At 70.6% G+C, this 20,013-nt stretch carries 19 protein-coding genes; 4 read left to right on the forward strand and 15 right to left on the reverse strand.

Annotated features, from left to right (window positions below; all coding sequences use genetic code 11):
* Positions 1-25 precede the first annotated feature (25 nt).
* Together ACZ5SK_RS05835 and ACZ5SK_RS05840 are read left to right on the forward strand one after the other, a co-directional pair.
* Entirely contained in the window at positions 26-979 is a 954-nt protein-coding gene (locus ACZ5SK_RS05835) for an NADP-dependent oxidoreductase (RefSeq protein ID WP_361707880.1), read from the forward strand.
* A 32-nt stretch (positions 980-1,011) separates the two neighbouring features.
* Positions 1,012-1,944, forward strand: coding sequence for an NADP-dependent oxidoreductase (locus tag ACZ5SK_RS05840; RefSeq protein ID WP_334581799.1), 933 nt, complete (start codon positions 1,012-1,014; stop codon positions 1,942-1,944).
* A gap of 186 nt (positions 1,945-2,130) precedes the next feature.
* On the opposite strand, the gene ACZ5SK_RS05845 is transcribed toward ACZ5SK_RS05840, so the two are convergent.
* The 15 genes from ACZ5SK_RS05845 to ACZ5SK_RS05915 form a co-directional block, all read right to left on the reverse strand.
* Positions 2,131-2,679, reverse strand: a complete 549-nt coding sequence (locus ACZ5SK_RS05845) for a TetR/AcrR family transcriptional regulator (RefSeq protein ID WP_334581800.1) — start codon at positions 2,677-2,679, stop codon at positions 2,131-2,133.
* A gap of 161 nt (positions 2,680-2,840) precedes the next feature.
* Positions 2,841-3,134: an antibiotic biosynthesis monooxygenase family protein gene (locus ACZ5SK_RS05850; protein WP_334581802.1), complete on the reverse strand. Its 294-nt coding sequence runs from the start codon at positions 3,132-3,134 to the stop codon at positions 2,841-2,843.
* 25 nt (positions 3,135-3,159) lie between these two features.
* A complete protein-coding gene (locus tag ACZ5SK_RS05855; protein ID WP_334581803.1) occupies positions 3,160-3,660 on the reverse strand; it encodes a flavin reductase family protein in 501 nt (166 codons plus the stop codon).
* Positions 3,660-4,880 (reverse strand): acyl-CoA dehydrogenase family protein, encoded by a 1,221-nt coding sequence (locus ACZ5SK_RS05860; RefSeq protein ID WP_334581804.1) that lies wholly within the window; start codon positions 4,878-4,880, stop codon positions 3,660-3,662. Before ACZ5SK_RS05860 ends, ACZ5SK_RS05855 begins: the two co-directional genes overlap by 1 nt.
* A 447-nt stretch (positions 4,881-5,327) precedes the next feature.
* Positions 5,328-6,449: an AraC family transcriptional regulator gene (locus ACZ5SK_RS05865; protein WP_334581805.1), complete on the reverse strand. Its 1,122-nt coding sequence runs from the start codon at positions 6,447-6,449 to the stop codon at positions 5,328-5,330.
* Between the two features lie 282 nt (positions 6,450-6,731).
* Positions 6,732-7,751, reverse strand: coding sequence for a dihydrodipicolinate synthase family protein (locus tag ACZ5SK_RS05870; protein ID WP_334581807.1), 1,020 nt, complete (start codon positions 7,749-7,751; stop codon positions 6,732-6,734).
* A gap of 24 nt (positions 7,752-7,775) precedes the next feature.
* On the reverse strand, positions 7,776-9,281 hold the full coding sequence (locus ACZ5SK_RS05875) for an NAD-dependent succinate-semialdehyde dehydrogenase (protein WP_468575411.1): 1,506 nt from the start codon (positions 9,279-9,281) through the stop codon (positions 7,776-7,778).
* 8 nt (positions 9,282-9,289) lie between these two features.
* A complete protein-coding gene (locus tag ACZ5SK_RS05880) occupies positions 9,290-10,270 on the reverse strand; it encodes an ornithine cyclodeaminase family protein (RefSeq protein ID WP_361707887.1) in 981 nt (326 codons plus the stop codon).
* Positions 10,271-10,532: 262 nt separating this feature from the next.
* A complete protein-coding gene (locus ACZ5SK_RS05885) occupies positions 10,533-11,285 on the reverse strand; it encodes an SDR family NAD(P)-dependent oxidoreductase (RefSeq protein ID WP_468575413.1) in 753 nt (250 codons plus the stop codon).
* Complete coding sequence (locus ACZ5SK_RS05890) at positions 11,282-12,241, reverse strand: fumarylacetoacetate hydrolase family protein (RefSeq protein ID WP_361707893.1); 960 nt, start codon at positions 12,239-12,241, stop codon at positions 11,282-11,284. Before ACZ5SK_RS05890 ends, ACZ5SK_RS05885 begins: the two co-directional genes overlap by 4 nt.
* Before the next feature lie 111 nt (positions 12,242-12,352).
* Complete coding sequence (locus tag ACZ5SK_RS05895; protein WP_334581814.1) at positions 12,353-13,291, reverse strand: VOC family protein; 939 nt, start codon at positions 13,289-13,291, stop codon at positions 12,353-12,355.
* A 24-nt stretch (positions 13,292-13,315) separates the two neighbouring features.
* Positions 13,316-14,293, reverse strand: coding sequence for an amidohydrolase family protein (locus ACZ5SK_RS05900; RefSeq protein ID WP_361708005.1), 978 nt, complete (start codon positions 14,291-14,293; stop codon positions 13,316-13,318).
* Positions 14,294-14,361: 68 nt separating this feature from the next.
* On the reverse strand, positions 14,362-15,492 hold the full coding sequence (locus ACZ5SK_RS05905; RefSeq protein ID WP_334581815.1) for an FAD-dependent oxidoreductase: 1,131 nt from the start codon (positions 15,490-15,492) through the stop codon (positions 14,362-14,364).
* 40 nt (positions 15,493-15,532) lie between these two features.
* Complete coding sequence (locus ACZ5SK_RS05910; protein WP_468575414.1) at positions 15,533-16,489, reverse strand: cyclase family protein; 957 nt, start codon at positions 16,487-16,489, stop codon at positions 15,533-15,535.
* A complete protein-coding gene (locus ACZ5SK_RS05915; RefSeq protein ID WP_468575415.1) occupies positions 16,486-17,484 on the reverse strand; it encodes a fumarylacetoacetate hydrolase family protein in 999 nt (332 codons plus the stop codon). The genes ACZ5SK_RS05910 and ACZ5SK_RS05915 overlap by 4 nt, the downstream gene beginning before the upstream one ends.
* Positions 17,485-17,613: 129 nt before the next feature.
* Here ACZ5SK_RS05915 and ACZ5SK_RS05920 point away from each other — a divergent pair, with 129 nt between their 5' ends.
* Together ACZ5SK_RS05920 and ACZ5SK_RS05925 are read left to right on the forward strand one after the other, a co-directional pair.
* Positions 17,614-18,573: a LysR family transcriptional regulator gene (locus ACZ5SK_RS05920; protein WP_334581818.1), complete on the forward strand. Its 960-nt coding sequence runs from the start codon at positions 17,614-17,616 to the stop codon at positions 18,571-18,573.
* Positions 18,574-18,720: 147 nt separating this feature from the next.
* The gene (locus tag ACZ5SK_RS05925; protein ID WP_361707902.1) at positions 18,721-19,932 is read left to right on the forward strand and encodes an MFS transporter; all 1,212 of its coding nucleotides are present in this window, start codon (positions 18,721-18,723) and stop codon (positions 19,930-19,932) included.
* Positions 19,933-20,013: the final 81 nt, after the last annotated feature.

The raw sequence follows: 20,013 nt of genomic DNA on the forward strand, positions 1-20,013 counted from the left end.
CGGTTCACCCAGCAGCCAGAAAGGCATGGACATGAAAGCCGTCGTCGTCACCGATTTCGCAGCCCTGCCCGAGATCGTCGACCTGCCCACCCCCGAGCCCGGCGCCGGTGAAGTGCTGGTGCGCATCCACGCCGCCGGAGTGAACCCCTTCGACTGGAAGGTGACGGACGGCGCCCTCAAGGGCTCTGTGGTACACGAATTTCCGCTGGTCATGGGCTCGGACGGCGCGGGCGTCGTCGAAAGGACGGGCCCGGGCGTCACTCGCTTCCGCCCCGGTGACCGCGTCTACGGACAGTTCATGCGCGTGTCCCAGGGCCAAGGCTCCTACGCCGAGTACACCCTCGCCGAGCAGGACGCCAAGATCGCGTTCATGCCGGAGGCCCTCTCCTTCAGACTCGCGGCCGCCCTTCCCACCGCGACTGTGACCGCCTACCAGGCCGTCCAGGCCGCACGCATCGCCGACGGGCACACCCTTCTGATCAACGGCGGCGGCGGCGGCGTGGGCCAGTCGGCCATCCAGTTCGCGGCCCGCGCCGGAGCCCGCGTCCTGGCGACCGGAACCGCCGGCCTGGCCGACCACCTGCGCGATCTCGGCGCCCACACCGTCATCGACTACACCCGGGCCCCCACCCATGAGCAGGTGGCCGCCACGTACCCCGAGGGCATCGACGCCGTCCTCGACCTCGTCACCCCGGCCGGCGGCGACATCAGCCCCATGACCGGTCTGCTCCGCCCCGGCTCCATCCTGGTCAGCACCAACTACGCCACGGATCCCGACGCCCTGGCCGCCCGCGGCATCCTCGGCGTCAACCTCGGCAGCCGTCCCTCCGCCGAGACGCTGACGATACTCGCCGAACTCGCCGCCACCGGGGAACTGCGCATCCGTATCGACGCGGAAGTCCAGCTCGCCGACGCCCCGGCCGTCATCGCCAGGGTTCGCGCTGGCCACGTCACCGGAAAGACCGTCATCGTTCCTTGATCACACCCCGCCCCACACGCTGCGGAGAAGTCATGAACCGAACAACGCAAGCAGTACGTTTCGAGCAGTACGGCGATCGCGACGTCCTGCGCGTCACCGACGTCCCGACGCCCGAGCCAGGGCCCGGGGAAGTCGTCGTCGCTGTGCGTGCCGCCGCCATCAACCCCTTCGACGCGATGATCCGCTCCGGGGTCATCCGGGACCTGTTCCCGGTGGACTTCCCCTCCGGCCAGGGCAGCGATCTCGCCGGGATCGTCACGGCCGTCGGCGCCGAGGTCGACGGCATCGCCGTCGGCGACGAGGTACTGGGCTGGACGCCGACGCCGGGCGCGCACGCGACGCACCTGGCCGTACCGGCAGACGGGCTGGTGTCCAAGCCGCCCCAGCTGAGCTGGGAGGTGGCGGGCTCCCTGCACATGGTCGGCGCCACCGCCTACGCGGCAGCCCGCGCCGTCGGCGCCCAGCCCGGGGAGACGGTCGTCGTGTCCGCCGCCGTCGGCGGGGTCGGCTCGTTCCTCGTGCAACTGCTCACCGGACGGGGTGTGCGCGTGCTCGGCATCGCCTCGCCGGCCAGGGCCGAGTGGCTGGAGAAGCACGGCGTGGTCCCGGTTCCGTACGGGGACGGCCTGCGCGAGCGGCTCGAGCAGGCGGCGGGCGCGGACGGCATCGACGCGTTCATCGACCTCTACGGGCCCGAGTACCTCGACCTCGCGGTCGCTCTCGGCATCCCACCGGAGCGCATCCAGACGACCGTCGCCATGGGACGCGCCGCGGAGATCGGCGCCAGGGCCGACGGCCGCCACAACGCCACCGCACGCGAGATCCTGGTGGAGTTGGCCGATCTGGTCGCCTCGGGTGCCGTCGACATCCCGATCGCCGCCACGTACCCGCTCGACCGCGTCGCCGACGCCTCCGCGGAGCTGGAGCAACAGCACACCCACGGCAAGATCGTCCTGATCCCCTGACCGGGGCCGGGGGCGGACCCGCCACCGCAGTCGCCCCCGTCACACCCACTCTTCCCTCCGCCTGTGATGCCCGGCGCCCTGGAGGCGGACGCGGTTGGTCGCATCGCGCGGGGTGGAGTCCCTCCGGCAGCCGTCCCTGCCGTTCCCGCCGGCTCGGCAGGTCGCGCACCCGCGCCCCCGGGCGGCTCACTCACAGCCGAACAGGTACCGCACCGCTGTCTGGGTGAGGTGCCGCAGGAAGGCGTCGGTGCCGGCGGCGGGAGCGGCGAAGTCCGGGCCGTAGCCGACCCGCATCATGAGAGCGGCGAAGACCGTGCTGAAGCAGAGGCGTACGGCCCTTTCGGGATCGGGGTGTGTGATCTCGTGCGCGGCGCCGAGGACCACAGCGGTGAACCGGTCCGCCATCTGCGCGGTGTAGGCACGGGCCCGGCGGTAGACCTCCGAGTGCGCGCCGCTGAGCAGCACCATCAGTTTGAGGAATGCCGCGTGGCGCTCGAAGAGCCCGGCGAATTCGGCGGCGGCCTCGACCACCAGCGTGCGCGCGTCGAGGCCGGTCCAGCGCTCCTCGCGGTCGAAGGCCTCCTCGTCGGCACGGATGCGGCTGAATCCGTGCTCGTAGACGGCGAGGAAGAGGGCCTCCTTGCTGGCCGTACGGTCGTAGATGGCCCGTGGGGCGACCTTGGCGCGCTCGCAGACGGAACGCTCCTCCTGACGCGTCCGCCTGCGCCGGATCACCACCAACGTGTTCCTGATCCGTGAAAGAAGCTGATCACGGCTCCAGCCCCTCGTCTCCATTCGTCGAAGTCCAGCGCCGTCGCCGCCCAGGTGGTGATCCGTAGCTCGACGGCGCGAACACTCGTCCTGCAGGCGACCGGGTTTCGGTCGAAGTCCGGCTTTCAGACCTCCTCGTCGGCGAAGTGGATCACTTGAGGGGCCTCGGCGAAGCAGGTCGCGATGAGGTCCGCGAGCCGGGTGGCCTGTGGGGTGGCGGGGAAGACCTCGAGGTGGTCCTCGATCCTGTCCCACGAGACGCGCAGGAGGTAGGAGCCCAGCCGGTCGACGCTGCGGAGCGCGGAGACGGCTCGGCACCCGGGCGCCTCGAGGAGCGTGGCGCGTGCCTCCGCGACGGCCTTCTCGAACTTCTCGACGTCGTCCGGCGCGATGGTGAGCAGTGCGTGTTCGTGGATCATCGTGTTCCTGACTGTGGGACGGCGCTCATGCCGCGCCGAACGGGAGGAAGTCACCGCGGTAGAAGACCAGGGGCGGTCCCGCGTCGCGCAGCCGCATCGCGTCGACCCTGCCGACGACCTGGATGTGGTCGCCCAGGACGTCGACCTTGTAGCGGCTGCAGTCCAGGGCGACCATGGCGTCCTCCAGCATCGGGTTGCCGACGTCCGACGGCCCCCAGCCGACGCCCTCGAAGCGGTCCACGCCGCGCCGGGAAAAAGCCCGGCACAGATGGGCGTGGTCCGCCCCGAGAACGTTGACGGTGAAGGTGCTCGACTCGTTCAGCCGGGGCCACGTCCGGGAGGAGCGGTCGATGAAGAACGTGACGAGCGGCGGGTCGAGCGAGACCGAGCTGAAGGAGCCGACGGTGACACCGACCGGCCGTCCGCGGGACATGGCGGTCACGATGGCGACACTGGTCGGCACGTGGCCGAGGACATGGCGGAACTGCGCGACGTCGTACGGGCTGTGGATCATCTGGGAGGTCATCAAAGGTCCATCGTCAGGTCGTGGTCGCCGAGCAGGACCTTGCCGTAGACCTCCTTGCCGACCTCCGGGCTCACATAGGCATGGCGTCCGGCGATCCCGGCGTCCTGCCAGATCCGGCTGAGGACGTTGGCGTCGGCGAAGGAGCCGGCGCCGTTCGCGGTCATGAGCAGGTCGATGCCGTCCTTGACGAGTTCGGCGATCACGCCGGTGTCGTTGCGGACCCGTGCCCGGACCTCCATGGACGGCAGGGCGTGAGCGGCTGCGCATGCGTCGATGTCGAAGCACGCCTGCCGCATCATGAGTTCTGCCTGGTGGAACTTGGTGGCGGCCGAGGCGACACCGTACTGGTGCGTCGGCGACGTACGCGCCTGGTGGTAGGCCGTGTAGGCGACCGGCTTCTCCGGCAGCCGCTGCCGGGTCCGCTCCAGAGCGTGTCGGGCCAGGCCGAGCTGTGGTGCGACCAGGATCAGCGCGGCGACCGGTATGAACGCCAGGTGGGAGTTCTGCTCGTCGGTGTGGGGTGTGAGGTATCGCGCCTCACGCATGTCGAGGAAGCGCTGGATGCGGTGGTCCGGCACGAAATGGTTCTCCACCACGATCGTGTCGCTGCCGGACCCCTTCATACCCGCGACGAACCAGGTCGGGTCGATCGTCCACGCCTCGGCCGGGATGAGCGCGAGAGCCCGCGGGTCATCGCCCTCGGGCACATCGAGGGCGATGCCGAGAGTGGCCCAGTCGGCAGCGAAGGAACCCGAGGAGTAGGGCCAGCGGCCACTGACCAGGTAGCCGCCGTCCACACGTTCGGCCTTGCTGCCCGGTGTGAAGATGCCGCACACCTTCGCGTCCGGGTGGGCGCCGAACACATCGTCCTGGGCCTGCTGGCAGAAGGTGGTGGCGAACCACGTGCACACGTTCAGCAGGGCCACGGCCCAGGCCGTCGAACCGTCCCCCCTGGCCAGTTCGGCGATCGTCTGGGTCGCCGTGGCCATGTTCGACGCGTGTCCGCCGTAGCGCTTCGGCACGAACAGCTTGAACAGTTCGGCGTCCTCGAGTGCCTTGACGGCCTCCGGGACGACCCGGCGCGCCTGGGAGGTCCGCTCGGCGTGCTCCCGGACGAGCGGGACCAGCTGAGCGGCACGGCGCACCAGGTCCTCGTCAACCGCGACCGACAGGTCGGTGGTGGGGCGGGTGGCTGCGCGCGAGTCGAGTACTTGGGTCACGACAAGCTCCTTTGCTTCAGGCGCGGCGGGAAGGTGACAGAACCGTAGGAGCGTTGCGGCGCCAGGCAGAGACACTTCGCGCAGCGTCGAGGACGATCGGTGCAGAGTGAGCGGCCCGGCGGACCTCGACGATCCCGCCCGCGGTCCGACCCGATGCCGACGGACATGTTCTGCATGCCGCCCACCGGAAGGCCGTCTGCGGCCTCACCAGCTCAGGCGCCTGCTCGCTGTGCCCACTGCGTCGCCGATCCGCCTCAGGCCCCCCACCCGCCGGCCGAGCCCGCGTACGGCTACTACCGCCACGTGTATGCGCGTCTACGCTTTGGCGAACCCCGACCGCCGGGTCGCCCACGCGGCCTGGCCCCGGCACCCGCGGAGTCGGGTCCCCGATCCGCGGCGCAAGCCCGTCCCGCCGCGGCGACCAGCACCTCGAACGGGTCCTCTTCCTCACCGCGTTCGCGGCCGTGGCCTGACACGTGGGGTCTCTGCCATGCGTCCAGAGGGGCGGGCTCCGCGCCCCGTCCCCCCGTCCGACAACGTCTCGGACGGGAACACGCCGAAACGGCCGCGGTAGGCGCGCGCGAGACGACCGAGGTTCGTGAAACCCCAGTTGTATGCGATGTCGGATACGCTCCCGTTCCCGTCGAGCAGATCCTCGTGTATCCGGTCGAGACGCACCTGCTGCACGTACTGACTGGGAGTGGTCCCCAGGTGGCCCCGGAAGGCGTACTGCAGTCCGCGCGCGCTGAGGCCGGCCAGGTCGGCCAGTTCCGTCAGGGTGTGGGGACGCTCGGGGGCGGCCTCGATCGCCGCCACCACCCTGCGGAGCGAGCGCGGCAGCGCGCTGCCTGGCGTGTCCTGCATCAGCGCGTCGCTGTAGGAATGGGCGTGGGCAAGCAGCAGGCCGGAGATCAGGCTGCGCTGAAGCAACTCCTGGTGCATGGCCGCCGCCGCGCTCCCGTTGCCGCCCTCCTCCAGGTAACCGATCAGGATGGACAACTGGGAGAGCCAGCGCCGGCCGGGCGCGGTGTCGAGAGGCATAGCGAGCCGGAAGTCGATGGGGCGACTGACCGGGCGCCCCGTCATGGCCGCCAGCTCACGTTCCACCTGAAGACGGTCGAACTTGACGCACAGCTGTGCCGCGTCCTGCCCCCAGTACGGCAGAAACGTGTGCCGGTGCGGCGAGAAGACGGCGGCGGTCCTCGGCGTGGCCAGAACTTCCTCGTCGCCGCATTGCGAGATCACCTCGCCGCGCAGGGGAACATTGACGTGGTACCCGTTGATGTCACCCGGATCGACGCTGGCGGGGGTCCCGAAGCGGACGTAGCCGATGGTCATGTGCTTGAGGCGGACGGCTGACAGCCGCGGTCGGCGCATGAACGGCGAGCGGTCCAACGGCTCGACCCGGGCCGGATAGTAATGCCGGTTGAGAACATCACGGAACAGGTCGAAGTCCGGCGCGGCGATCTCGTTCGGGAGAGCGCCAAGAGCGTCGGAGGCGAAAGACTGTGCCAGTGGGCCGGGCCGCTGCGGCGACGAGTAGTGGGTGTACTCCGAGTCCCAGTCCATCCGCTGTCTCCTTCGTCACCGCGGTCCGGCTCCCGTGCGCACACAAGGAAACCGGACTCGTCGCGTCGCTCCATCCTCCCCACCGACGTGACGAGGGGCAATCCTGGGGACGCGGTCAGTGTTGTCTCGCCTCCGGGAGTCAGCCGTACGCCGCCGGAAACGGTCGAGGCGACCGTCAGGCAAGGCTCATGCTCACGCAGGGGTGTGGCGCTCACTCCCGGCACCGGAGGGTGCGTCCGCCGCAGACAGCTCACGGCGGGAGGCACGGCAGCTTCGGACGGCTCAGGCCGGGTTGCGGCCGATGAAGAACTCGCGGAACGGGTCCATGCTCGGTTCGAGACCGGCGTCGACGAGGCCCTTGCGCAGGGCGTTCATCTGGGCGTCGTGGATGCGCTGGGTGGGCATGCGCAGGGGGCCGCCGTTGTAGCCCTGGAGCCAGCCCTGGAACTTCCACGCCTGGCGGTTGATGAACGCGCCGCCGTGCAGGGCCGGGGCGAGACCCCCCTTGATCTTGCGGGCCGGGTGGAGCTGCCAGTAGATGTCGGCGGCGTCGTCGTACTTGCCCTCCCGCAGGAGCTGGAAGACGCGTGGGATCATCGGGCCGTAGTACTCGTGGTCGCTGGTGGCGGAGAACTGGAGCGGCATGATCTGCGAAAGCGGGATCAGCTCCCCCTCGATGGGCATCGAGATGACGACCTCGTCACCGAAGTGACGGTGGCACTCGATGACGCTCTGGATGCTGGGGAAGCCGCCCTCGGCCTTGATGGCGACGATGTTGGGGCAGTCGTCGAGCAGGCGCCGGATCAGGCGTACGGGGATGTCGGAGGGGTGGATGCGCGGGCTGAAGCCCCACAGGTACATGGGGAAGAGCATGACGCCGAGGTTCGTCGCGTCGCAGACGGCCTTGGTGTAGTCGTAGATCTCCTGCTCGGACTCGGGGTAGAAGTTCGGCGGGTACGACAGCAGCACCAGTTCGGCGCCCGCCTCCTCCGCGCCCTTCACGGCCTCGATGTTCTGTTCCAGGTTGTTCCAGCTGGCGTGGTGGGTGAGCAGCAGCCGGTCGCCGGCCTCGTCCTTGATGACGCGCAGGAAGTCCAGGTACTCGGGGAGCTGGATGGAGACTTCCGAGACGCCGAGGGTGCCCATGAAGCCGTGCTCGATGGCGAGGCGGGTGTCGTGGCGGATCGCCTTCTCGTTGATCGCCGTCAGGTCGGCCGTGAAGGACGGGATCGTGCAGTTGACGACGCCGACGAGGTTCTCGCGCGCCCAGTCGCGGGCTTCGGCGCGGGTGTAGCGGGCCATGGCGGTGTGCTCCTTCGGGTGTGATCAGTTGGGTTCGTGGGCGGGGGCGGGGGTCTTCGCGCCTTCCCAGGCGAGGTACTTGAGCTCCAGGAACTCGTCGAGGCCGTAGACCGAGCCCTCACGGCCGATGCCGGACTGCTTGACCCCGCCGAAGGGGGCGGTCTCGTTGGAGATCAGGCCGGTGTTGATGCCGACCATGCCCGCCTCCAGGGCGGCGGCGACGCGCCAGACGCGCTCGGCGTCCATGGCGAACAGGTAGGCGGCGAGGCCGAATTCGGTGTCGTTGGCCATGCGGACCGCGTCGCTCTCGTCGGTGAACCGCAGCAACGGCGTCACCGGGCCGAAGGTCTCCTCGCGGGTGACGGCCATCTCGGCGGTGACGCCGGTCAGCACGGTCGGCTCGTAGAAGAGGCCGCCCCGTGCGTGGCGCTTGCCGCCGTGCAGGACCACGGCCCCGTGGGCGACGGCGTCGGCGACGTGGGACTCCACCTTCGCCACCGCGTCCTCGTCGATGAGCGGGCCCTGCTGGACGCCGTCGTCGAAGCCGTCGCCGACGGCGAGGGCGCCGACCCGTTCGGCGAGTCTCTTGGCGAACGCGTCGTGGATCCCGTCCTGTACGTAGACGCGGTTGGCGCTGATGCACGCCTGGCCGGTGTTGCGGTACTTGGTGGCGATCAGGCCCTCGACCGCCTCGTCGAGGTCGGCGTCGTCGAAGACGAGGACGGGCGCGTTGCCGCCCAGCTCCATCGACGTCTTCTTCACGGTCTGCGCCGCCTGGGCCAGCAGCAGCCGGCCGACCTCGGTGGAGCCCGTGAAGGTGATCTTGCGGACCAGTGGGTTTCCCGTCAGCTCGGGGCCGATCTCGCGCGGGTCACCGGTGACCACGTTGAACACGCCCGCCGGGATGCCCGCCCGGTCGGCGAGCTCGGCGAGCGCCAGGGCGGTCAGCGGGGTCTGCTCGGCGGGCTTGAGGACCATCGTGCAGCCCGCGGCCAGCGCGGGCCCCGCCTTGCGGGTGATCATCGCGGCGGGGAAGTTCCACGGGGTGATCGCCGCGCACACACCGACCGGCTCCTTCAGGACGACGATCCTGCGCGAGGCTTCCGGCGCCTCCATGACGTCACCGCGGATGCGCTTGGCCTCCTCGGCGAACCACTCCAGGAACGACGCCGCGTACGCGACCTCGCCGACGGCCTCCGGGTACGGCTTGCCCTCCTCGAGCACGATCAGCCGGGCGAGATCTTCCGCGTGCTCGGTGACCAGGTCGAACCAGCGCCGCAGGAGCCGGGACCGCTCCTTGGCCGGACGTGCTCGCCAGGCCGGCAGCGCGCGGTGCGCCGCGTCGATCGCCGCGGTGGTCCACGCCCGGTCGAGGAGCGGCACTTCGGCCAGCAGGTCGCCGGTGGACGGGTTGTGTACGGCGAGGGTGGCGTCTGTGGTGATCCAGGTGCCGTCGACGTACGCGGCGCTCTTCAGCAGCGACGGGTCGTCGAGTTCTCTGCGCACGGCGTTGCTCACAGGGTTGCTCATGGGGTCGCTCACTTCGAGACCGGGGAGATGGTGACGGGCAGTTCGGTGCCCAGGGACAGTTGGGCGGCCCGCCGGACGCACATCGCGGCGACGGCGAGGTCCTGCGCCGCCGAGCCGACGGACTTGTAGATCACGACCGCGCCAGGGTCGTCCGCCGGTCGGCCGGACGCCCGACCGGAGACGACGTCGGCGAGCGGGACCACCTTCCCGGCGAGGTCGACGCCCGCCTTCCTCGCTGCGATCAGGTCTCCTGTGTCCTCGGTGACCTCGTCGACCATGTCGGCGACGATCACCTCGGCGCGGGCGATCACCTCGGTCGCCAGTTCGCGCTGCTCGGGAAGGGTGGACCCGATCGACACGACGGTGATGCCGGCCGGAGCCTCCCGCAGGGTCGGCTGCTCGTCCCGGGAACGGGCCGCGCAGATCACCAGGTCGGCACCGGCGACGGCCGCCTCGGGGCTCTCCGCGGTGGCGAGCGGCAGCCCGAGGTCGGCGAGTTCCCCGGTGAAACGGGTGCGGCTGGCCGGGTTGGGGCTGAACACCGTGACGGACGACAGCGTCCGGGTCGCCGCCAGGGCACGGACGTGGTTCTGCGCCTCGAAGCCGGACCCGATCACAGCTACCCGCAGGGGGCCGGTGGGGGCGAGCAGGTCGGCGGCGAGCGCCGAGGTGGCGGCGGTACGGAAACCGGTGATGGAGTGGCCGTCCAGGAGCGCCGTCAACTCCATGCTCTCCTGGTCGAACAACGGGATCAGATACGAGGCGCGCCGGTGCCGGGGTGAGGCGGCGATCAGCTTGGCCCCCATGGGGCCGCCGTCGCCGGGCACGCCGCTGAGTGTGCGCAGCCACAGGCCGTCTCCGCGAGCCATCGTGCGCGACGGAAAGCGGGACTCGTCGGGCGGTGCGGCGTAGGTGCTGCGCAGTGCCGCGATGGCGTCGGCCCAGTCGAAGGCGGCTCTGACGTCGGCGTCGGTGAGAAAGACGGTCATCTCGGGGCTCCGTGCGGGATGAGGGGACGGGGGATCAGCAGGCGGCCGTGACGGCGTCGGTGTGCAGCGGCGCGCCGGGGGCGGGCGCGGATGTCCTCGACGGTGACCCCGGGTGCCGTCTCGACGAGCGCGGGGCCGGCCGGCACGACAGGTGCGGAGGTCCTTTCAAGTGACGGCAGGGCCGAAGGAGAGAAGGTGGCGGGCGATGTGCCGCATGGGGTGGTCGTTGCGAGTACATCGCCGTGGGAGCCCTCGGTATCGGTCATGGCGTCTCCGGTCGCAGGGCGTCCGAGACGGACTTGACTCCGCCGTGCGCGGTGAGGCCGCCGTCGACAGGGATCTCCGCGCCGGTGATGAACGACGACTCGTCCGACAGCAGGAAGACGATCAGCGGGGCGACCTCGCCGACGGTGCCGGTGCGGCCGAGCGGGGTCTCGCGGATGTTGGCCTCGCGGAAGACGGGGGCGGCGGAGGCGGTCATCTCGGTCTCGATGTAGCCGGGGTGGATCGTGTTGACGCGGATTCCGCGCGGTCCGAGTTCCAGCGCGGCCGTCCTGGACAGCCCGCGCAGGCCCCACTTGCTGGCGGTGTACGCCACTGGGTAGTGGCCGGTGAGCGCGGCGGAGGAGCCGACGTTGACGATCGAGGCGCCGGGCGGCATCAGGGGGGCAAGGTGCTGGATGCCGAGCAGCGGGCCGGTGACGTTGACGGCGTGGACGCGGTCGAAGTCCTCGGGGCGTACGTCGCCGAGACGGGACCGCCAGGTGATGCCCGCGTTGTTGACCAGGCCGTGGACCCGTCCGTACGCCTCCTTCAGCTCGGCGGCGAGATCGGCCCAGTCCTGCTCGCTGGTGACGTCGAGACGGCGGCAGCCGGGTGCCTCGGTCACATCGGTGGCGATCACCCGGGCGCCCTCGCGGGTCAGTGCCTCGGCTTCAGCGGCACCCTGACCGCGAGCCGCGCCGGTGATCACGACCACCTTGCCCAGCAGCCTCTTGGGGTACAGGTCCGTCATGGCCGCTCCCGGCTGCGGCGCCGGCCGGCCGGCAGGGATACGGGATCGACGCCGGGAACGACGGTGTTGGTGAGCGTGCCGATGCCCTCGACGGTGAGCGTGACGGTGTCGCCGGGACCCAGCGGCGGCGGAGTCCGCTCGCCCCGCAGCCCCCACAGCTCGGCGAGGCAGCCGCCGTTCCCGCACGTGCCCGAGCCCAGGACGTCACCCGGCACGACCCGGGTGCCGCGCGAGGCGTAGGCGACCATCTCCTCGAAGGTCCAGCTCATGTTGGACAGCAGGTCCTTGCCGACCACCTGCCCGTTGACCTCGGCGGTCAGGGCCAGCCGCAGAAAGCCCTCGGCGTCCCGGTACGGCGCCAGTTCGTCGGCCGTGACCAGGTACGGACCGAGGGTGGTGGCGGTGTCCTTGCCCTTGCAGGGGCCGAGGCCGACCTTCATCTCGGCGGACTGGAGGTCGCGCGCGGACCAGTCGTTGAAGACCGTGTAGCCGACGATGTGCTCACGTGCCTGCTCGGGAGTGAGGTCACGGCCCTCGCGGCCGATGACGGCGGCGACTTCGAGTTCGAAGTCCAGTACCTGGGACCCCGGGGGCATGGGAATGTCGTCGTACGGCCCGAACACGGCGTGAGGGTTGGTGAAGTAGAAGGTCGGCGCGGTGTACCAGGCGTCCGGCACGCCACTCGCACCGTCGACCGAGCGTCGTACGCCCTCGACATGCTCCTCGAAGGTGACGAAGTCCCGTATGGAGGCCGGTCGCAGCGGCGGCAGTAGTCGCACCTGGGAGACGTGCGGTCCGGCCGGGGCGTCGAGGGCCGCGGCCCCCGCTTCGGAGAGGGCGCCCTCTGTGATCAGTTCGGTGAGTGTGCGCTCGCCGGGGACCGGATGGAGGCGGCCGTTCTCACCGACGACGGCGACCTGGCGCTGGTGTCGGTGCTCGTACGCGGCGAAACGCATGTGCGGCTCCAGGCTCTGTTGCTACGGGGTTCTCGGGGACGGGAAGTTCCGGGGGCGCGGCGGGCAGTCAGGGCAGGACAGGCCGTGCCGCGCCCCCGGACCCGAAGGGGGTCAGACCGGCGGGGCGACGAACACGCCGCGGTCGACGTCGTTGAACGACTCCTTGGCGACGAGTTCGTTCATCGGGTTGGCCGTGCCCCACTGGTCGGCGACCTCGGGCTGGGAGAAGTCGTAGACGTGGGGGTGCCAGGTGTCCTCGTCGACGACCTCCAGCTCGGTCGTGTACTCGACGGTGTTGCCGTGCGGGTCGAGGAAGTAGGTGAAGGTGTTGTCTCCCGCCGTGTGCCGGCCGGGACCCCAGACCTTGTGGACTCCGGCCCGCAGCAGGCGTCCGGTGCCGCGCAGGTACTCGTCGACGCCGCGCATCTCGAAGGAGACGTGGTGCACGGAGGTGTGCGGGCCCTGCGCGACGGCCATCGAGTGGTGCTGGTTGGAGATCCGCATGAAGTGCATGACCTCGCCCATGTGCGGCGAGCTGAGGGTGTCGGTCAGGCGGAAGCCGAGGTGGCGCTCGTACCACTCCCGGGTCCTGTTCAGATCAGGGGAGTTGAGGACGACGTGGGACAGCCTGACCGGGATCGACTCCTTCGCCTCGATCCTGCGGTGCTGCCGGGCCTCGACATCCGCGGAGACCTCGATGGTGCGGCCGTCGACGTCGAAGAAGCGGAAGCCGTAGCCGCCTCCGGGGGTGTCGACCTTGCCCGGCTGGGAGATCAACTGCACACCGCCCGCGAGGAGTTGCTCGGCGATGGTGTCCACGTCGGCCGGGTTCGCGGCGCCGTAGGAGACGAGGTCGAGGCGCTTCTCCTCGGCCTTGCGCAGCCGGACGACGTACTGCTCCGGGCTGCCCTCGGCGGCGAGGAAGGAAATGCCGGAGTCCTCGGCGACCTTGGTCAGGCCCCAGACGCCGGCATAGAAGTCGAGCTGTTTGTCGTAGTCGGGTACGGCGAGGTCGACGTGGCGGAGGTGGGTCAGCAGACGTGCACTCATGATGGGTTTCCTCCTGTGTGGGGGTCAGGCGAGCCGCAGCAGCGCTGCCGCGTTGCCGCCGCGTACGGCGTGGAAGTCGGCTTCGGGCAGGTGGGCGGCGCGCAGTGCCCCGACGGGGTCCTCGGTGCCCATGTCGAAGGGGAAGTCGGAGCCGAGCAGGACCCGGTCCGCGCCCGCGGCGGCGATGAGCGCGCGCAGGACCTGGGGGTCGTGGACGAGGGAGTCGAAGTGGAGCCGCTTGAGGTAGCTGCTGGGCAGGTGGACGCAGTCCGCGCCCGCGTCCGAGCGGACGGACCAGGCGTGGTCGGCGCGGCCGATGTGGGTGGGGAGGTAGCCGCCGCCGTGCGCCGCGATCAGTTTCAGTCCCGGATGGCGGTCCAGGACCCCGGAGAAGATGAGGTGGGACAGCGCGACCGCGTTCTCGGTGGGCTGGCCGACGCTGTTGGACAGGTACCACTGGTCGAGCCGCTCGTCGAGGGTGCAGCCGAACGGGTGCAGGAAGAGCACCGCGCCGGTTTCCTCGGCCCGCCGCCAGAAGGGCTCGTAGGCCGGGTCGGACAGCTCGCGGCCCGGCGCGTGGCTGGAGATCTCCACGCCCAACAGACCAAGGCCCAGGGCGTGTTCGAGTGCCGGGACGGTCAGTTCGGGGTGATGCAACGGGACCAGGCCGAGCCCTTTCAACCGGTCCGGCGCGGCCGAGCAGTGCGCAGCCGTGCCCTCGTTGGCCAGTCGGCACACCTTGTCGGCGGTCGTCTCGTCCGTCCAGTGGTGGTAGTGCGACGGGGACGGGCTCACCAGCTGCACATCGACGCCCTGGGCGTCCATCGCGGCCAGCCGCACACCGGCGTCGGTGAGCCGGGGGATCCGCTCGCGCACCATGGGCCCGTTGACGGCGAGCGCGGCGGGTCCGTTGCGGCGGGCGTCGAGCGCTCTCGCCTCGGCGAGGCCCGGCAAGCCGTCCACCAGCGCCTCGATCGCGGGCAGCAGGACGTGGGCGTGCACATCGACCGTTGCCCACGGGGACGGGTCAGTGCTCGCCGGGGGCTGGTGGCCGGGTGGCGGGTGGGAGGTCACGGCAGGTCCCTGAGCATGGTCGACATACGGTTGACCAGGCCGGGCACATCGGCGTCGTGGACCCTGTCGAGCTGCCACTGCCCGATCTGCACGGAGGCGTCCACCACCGGGCGCACCCGCGAGATACGGCGCTCGTAGTACGTCTGGAACAGCTGGTCGTCCCAGTCGTCGGTGCCGGTGAGCAGCTCGGCGAGGACCAGCGCGTCCTCCAGGGACATCGCGGCGCCCTGAGCCAGGGTGGGCGGGCAACTGTGGGCCGCGTCACCGATCAGCACGACCCGTCCGCGGTGCCAGGAGCCCTCCACCAGCAGCCGGTGGTACCAGGTGTAGTTGACCTTCGCCGGATCGTCGATGTGCTTGACGATCTCGGTCCAGTGGCCGCCGTAGGCCTGCACGAGGCTGCGCATCTCGTCGGCGTAGCTCTCGGGAGGTATGGACGCGCGATCGCGGTTGTCCTCGACCGCGTAGGCGTAGATGGTGTCCCGGCTGGTGGGGCAGTAGCCGGCGATGTAGGCGGAGCCACCGTAGGCGAGGTCGGTGCGTTCCAGGCCCTCGGGACGGGGAGCGGCGATGCGCCAGATGGCCATGCCGGTCGGCACGGGACGGTCGGCGATGCCGATCGCGGCGCGTGTGCTCGATCCCATGCCGTCCGCGGCGATCACCAGGTCGTAGCGGCCCTCGCTGCCGTCGCTGAAACGCACCCGCACGCCGTCGGCGTCCTGGTCGAAGCTCTCGGCGCGGGTGCCGAGGCGCACCGAGGCGCCGCTCGCCCGGACGGCGTCGATGAGGATGCACTGCAACTGCGGGCGCTGCATGCCGACGGTGGCGGGCAGGTCGTCACCGCCGGTGCGGATGTCCTCGACGACGTGCAGGACGGTGCCGTCCGGGCCGGTGATGCCGAGCGATCCGAAGCCGAACCCTGAGGCCCGCACCTGCTCCCACACGCCCAGTTCGCGCAGGACCCGCAGGGCGTTGCCCTGGACGGTGATGCCGGAACCCGCGGTGGCGTTCCAGTCCTCGCTGGCCTCGATGAGGTCGACGGTCAGTCCGGCCCGGCGGAGCAGGATGGTGACGGCGTTGCCGGCCGATCCGCCGCCGACGACCAGGACGGTGCGGGGTGTTCTCATGGGGGAAGTCCTTTGTTCCTCAGGTTGCTCTGGGAGAGGGCTACTTGACGGCGATCGGGTTGACGGGAGAGCCGACGGCGCCGGTGATCGGGAGGGGGGCGGCGGTGAGCCAGAACTCGTACACGCCGTCGGCCGCGCAGTCCGCGGCGAGCGTGTCGAGGTCCCACATCTCGCCGATCAGCAGGCCCATGTTGGGGATGACGACCTGGTGCAGGGGCTGGAAGGCGTGCTCGAACTCGTTGGGCCGGACCTCGAAACCCCAGGTGTCGGTGGCGATCGCGGCGATCTCCGTGCGGTGCAGCCAGCCGGCCGTGGTGAACGACAGGCCGGGCGCCGCGCCGCCCGCGTAGTCGCCCCAGCCGTCGCGGCGGACCCGGCTGAGCTGTCCGGTGCGTACGACGACGATGTCCCCGCGGCCGACCCGCACCCCGTGGGCGGCGGCGGTCCGGGTGAGGTGCTCCTCGGTGACGGCGAACCCGTCGGGCAGCTCCCCGTCGTCGCCGATCACGCGGCCGACGTCCAGCAGCACACCGCGCCCGGCGACGTGCGGCGCCATGTGCTCGATGCCGGTGACCAGGTCGCCGTCGGAGGTGACGACCTTCTCGGCCGCCCGGCCGTTCCACGCCTTGCCGTGGTCGAAGATGTGCCCCAGGCCGTCCCACTGGGTGGAGCACTGGAGCGGCATCGCGATCACGTCGTCGGCGCCGCCGATACCGTGCGGGAAGCCCTGGTTGCCGAGGGCGGCGTCGGTGCCGGTGTCGAGCATGGTGTGCACCGGGTTGGTGCGGCGCCGCCAGCCCTTCTGCGGGCCGTCCATGTCGAACCGCTGCGACAGCGAGAAACTCATGCCCCGCCGGACGAGCGCGGCGCCCTCGCGGCGCTTGCCCTCGGCGAGGAAGTTGAGGGTGCCGAGCACGTCGTCCTCGCCCCAGCGGCCCCAGTTGGAGTACTTCCTGGCGGCCTCGGCGATCGCGCGCTCGGGGTCGTTCCGGTTCATGAACCCGTCTCCTCGGACACGCATCGGGTGCGCTGCACGCCGAGACCGGTGATGGACCCCTCCATGACGTCGCCGTGGCGCAGCAGCCGCCCCCAGTGGATGCCGTTGCCCGCCGGGCTGCCGGTCAGCACGAGGTCGCCGGGCAGGAGTCGGGAAGTTTGCGAGATGTACGACACCACCCTGGCGACTGAGAAGAGCATGTCCTTGGTGGACTCGTCCTGCATGGTGTCGCCGTTGAGTTTGAGCGTGACCCGCAGGTCGCCGGGGTCGGCGATCGACTCGGCGGGCACGATCCACGGGCCGAGCGGGGTGAAACCGGGGGCGTTCTTGCTGCGCAGCCAGTCGGTGCCGATGGCGGGCATGTCCCGGCGGAAGACGGTGGCCCGGTCGGTGAGGTCGTTGGCGATGGTGTAGCCGGCGACGTACTCCAGCGCCTCGTCCGTGGACAGCCGGTAGCCGGGCTTACCGATGACGGCCGCCAACTCCAGTTCCCAGTCCGGCTTTTCGGCCCAGTCAGGAAGGTGTACATCGTCGTACGGCCCGGTGATCGCGCCGGGCAGGCCGATGAACACGTACGGCAGGTCCTCGGCCGCCCGCCGGTCCATGAGAGCGGCGATCTCCTCCCGGGCCTCCTCGACGGTGCGGGGGTCGTCGGGGGCGCGGTGGGCGACCTCCAGGTCGATCACGTGCTGCCGGTAGTTCGCACCCGACTGGAAGACCTGCCGGGGCTCCACCGGAGCGTGCGCCCGCAGGTCCCCGAGAGGCTGCCAGGCAGCCTTGTCGTCCCTGGCGAGGGCATGCAGGCGGGGTGTGGCCTCGGCCCAGCTCTCCAGGAGCGTGCGGGTGGTCAGCTCCCGCTCACCGAGGGCGGCGCGCAGGTCGAGGGCACGGCCGTCCGGCGTGACGAGAGCGGGGAACGGCATCCCGTCAGGGGCGGAGAGAGTACCGAGGGCGAAGGGTCCGGCGAAAGGGACGGACGTGGCTGCGGGTTTCACGAACGTGTCCTCCTGATTGCGATGGGACTAATCTGGCCGCAGCCTTTGGGATAAGGGAAATCGATTATCCGGATGACAGCCATCCGTCGGACTTATCCTTCCGACGCCATCGCACGCTGGAGTGCCGCCGTGAACCTGGCAAGCCTTGATCTCAATCTGGTCGTCGCCCTGCGCGCCCTGCTGGAGGAGCGCAACGTCACCCAGGCCGGCCGGCGCGTCGGTCTGAGCCAGCCCGCGATGAGCGGCGCGCTCGCCCGGCTGCGCCGGCACTTCGACGACGACCTGCTCGCCCGCGTGGGAGGCCACTACGAACTGACGGCCCTCGGCCAAGTGCTGCTCGACCGCACCTCCAACGTCTGCGACCAGCTGGAACGCCTCTTCACCAGCCAGGCCGACTTCGATCCGGCGACGGAGTCCCGCGAATTCACCCTCGGCGTCAGCGACTACTCGGTGGCTGTCTTCGGCTCCGAGCTCACCCGGATCCTCGACCGTGAGGCGCCCGGCATCCGGGTGCGCTTCGTCCAGATCCCGCCCCGCATCACCGAGGTGGCCTCTGCCGTGCTGAGCACCCTGGACGGCATGGTCATGCCGCACGGCATCATCAGCGACTTCCCCGTGACCGACCTGTACGAGGACGACTGGGTGTTCCTCGTCGCCGAGGACAACCCCGAGGTGGGCGACCGACTCTCCCGCGACGACCTGGCGCGCCTGCCCTGGGTGACATACCTGCGCGCCTACGACACCCCGGCGGTCCAACAGCTCGGCATGCTCGGCATCGAACCGCGGGTGAGCGTCTCCGTCGACAGCTTCACGGTGCTGCCCTTCCTGGTCGCCGGCACCCACCGGATCGCCCTCGTCCCGGCGCTCCTCGCCGAACGCCTGCGCGGCACAGCACCGGTACGGATCATGACGCCGCCGTACGAGGCCGTCCCGCTGCGGGAGGCGCTGTGGTGGCACCCCGTCCACACCCACGACGCCGCGCACATCTGGCTGCGGGAGACCGCCGCCCGCGTGGCGTCGGCGGTGCGGGCAGGCCCCATCCACGGCACGGATGACGAGGATCCGGCAGTGCGATCACGTGAGGGGTAGTCGCCGGGAACGGCCTGGCTCATAGTCGGGGCAGTCCCCGACGCCCGCTGTCCCGGGCGCGTCCCCTCTGGTGCGCCGGTGCCCCGCTGTGTGTCCCAGCCGCAGCGGTTCTGCGCCGCACCCCTGCCACCACCCGTGGAGTTCGGCATGTCCAGACCCCTTTCCCCGCCCGCGCCCGCCCCCGCCGACAGCCTCCGCCCGGATACCGAGAGCGCGGGGCCGCTGCGCGCCGTGTTCCTGATGGCGGGCAGCTGTCTGCCGGTGCTGGGCGCCGTCCTCCTCGCGCCGGTCCTGCCGAAGATGCAGGAACACTTCGCGACCGTGCCCGGAGTGAAGACCCTCGTCCCGGTCGTCCTGACCATCCCCGCGCTCGCGCTCGCCCTGCTCGCCCCCTTCGCGGGCGTCATCGTGGACCGCCTCGGCCGGGTACGGCTGCTGGTCGCGGCGACGCTTGTGTACGCGCTGCTCGGTACCGCCCCGCTGTGGCTGGACTCGCTCGGCGCCATCGTGATCAGCCGGGTGCTGGTCGGCATCGCCGAGGCGGCCATCATGACCTGCTGCACCACGTTGATCGGCGACTACTACAGCGGTCGGACGCGGGAACGCTACCTGGCTCTGCAGACCATGTGCGCCTCCATCTCCGCCACCGCGTTCTTCGTCATCGGCGGCGCCCTCGGCTCGGCGGGCTGGCGCGCTCCCTTCTGGATCTACGCCGTGGGCCTGCTGCTGGCCCCCGCGATGGCGCTCACCCTGTCCAGGCCCAGGCCGGCCGGCGCCGCGGAAGCCGAAGAACCCGCGGGCGAGAAGAGGCCGTTCCCCGTGCGCCTGCTGGCGGGCATCTGCGCACTCACCGTGTTCGGCGCCATGGTCTTCTACACCGTGCCCGTCGAGATGTCCTACCTGCTCGACGACCTGGGCGTGAAGTCCACCGGCGTCATCGGCCTGGCCACCGCGGTCGCCAGCGCCGCCACCGTGGTCGGTTCCATCGCCTTCACCAGACTGTCCGGCAGCCCGGACCGTAGGCTGCCCCTGGTGTTCGCCCTGTGCGCGGCCGGTTTCGTGGTGATCGCTCTGGCGAACAGCCCGGTGATCGTGATCGTCGGTGCGGTGCTCAACTGCCTCGGCACCGGCATGCTGTTGCCCTCGCTGCTGACCATCGCGATGTCCAGGCTCAGCTACGCCGACCGGGGCCGCGGCACCGGTCTGTGGACGGCCGCCTTCTTCGCGGGCGAGTTCATCTGCCCGCTCGTCCTGATCGGCCTGGAATCGGCCACCGGCAGCATGGCCCACGCCGTCGGCGTCCTCGGTCTCGCCTCGGCCCTGACGGCCGGCGGGCTGCTGCTCGGCCGTCGCCGGTAACCGTTGTTCGGTCTCCGAGGGGGAGCCGACGGGCCCACGCTGCCCGGCCGTCGCCGATCCGCGGAAGGATCATGGCAGCCG

This window comes from Streptomyces sp. NPDC031474 (genome assembly GCF_055581185.1).

Bases quoted from the DNA above. Each gene is read 5' to 3' on its own strand.
- ACZ5SK_RS05835 (WP_361707880.1), top strand. From the start codon at position 26: ATGGACATGAAAGCCGTCGTCGTCACCGATTTCGCAGCCCTGCCCGAG.
- ACZ5SK_RS05840 (WP_334581799.1), top strand. From the start codon at position 1,012: ATGAACCGAACAACGCAAGCAGTACGTTTCGAGCAGTACGGCGATCGC.
- ACZ5SK_RS05850 (WP_334581802.1), bottom strand. From the start codon at position 3,134: ATGATCCACGAACACGCACTGCTCACCATCGCGCCGGACGACGTCGAG.
- ACZ5SK_RS05855 (WP_334581803.1), bottom strand. From the start codon at position 3,660: ATGACCTCCCAGATGATCCACAGCCCGTACGACGTCGCGCAGTTCCGC.
- ACZ5SK_RS05865 (WP_334581805.1), bottom strand. From the start codon at position 6,449: ATGGACTGGGACTCGGAGTACACCCACTACTCGTCGCCGCAGCGGCCC.
- ACZ5SK_RS05870 (WP_334581807.1), bottom strand. From the start codon at position 7,751: ATGGCCCGCTACACCCGCGCCGAAGCCCGCGACTGGGCGCGCGAGAAC.
- ACZ5SK_RS05875 (WP_468575411.1), bottom strand. From the start codon at position 9,281: ATGAGCAACCCTGTGAGCAACGCCGTGCGCAGAGAACTCGACGACCCG.
- ACZ5SK_RS05880 (WP_361707887.1), bottom strand. From the start codon at position 10,270: ATGACCGTCTTTCTCACCGACGCCGACGTCAGAGCCGCCTTCGACTGG.
- ACZ5SK_RS05885 (WP_468575413.1), bottom strand. From the start codon at position 11,285: ATGACGGACCTGTACCCCAAGAGGCTGCTGGGCAAGGTGGTCGTGATC.
- ACZ5SK_RS05890 (WP_361707893.1), bottom strand. From the start codon at position 12,241: ATGCGTTTCGCCGCGTACGAGCACCGACACCAGCGCCAGGTCGCCGTC.
- ACZ5SK_RS05895 (WP_334581814.1), bottom strand. From the start codon at position 13,291: ATGAGTGCACGTCTGCTGACCCACCTCCGCCACGTCGACCTCGCCGTA.
- ACZ5SK_RS05905 (WP_334581815.1), bottom strand. From the start codon at position 15,492: ATGAGAACACCCCGCACCGTCCTGGTCGTCGGCGGCGGATCGGCCGGC.
- ACZ5SK_RS05910 (WP_468575414.1), bottom strand. From the start codon at position 16,489: ATGAACCGGAACGACCCCGAGCGCGCGATCGCCGAGGCCGCCAGGAAG.
- ACZ5SK_RS05925 (WP_361707902.1), top strand. From the start codon at position 18,721: ATGTCCAGACCCCTTTCCCCGCCCGCGCCCGCCCCCGCCGACAGCCTC.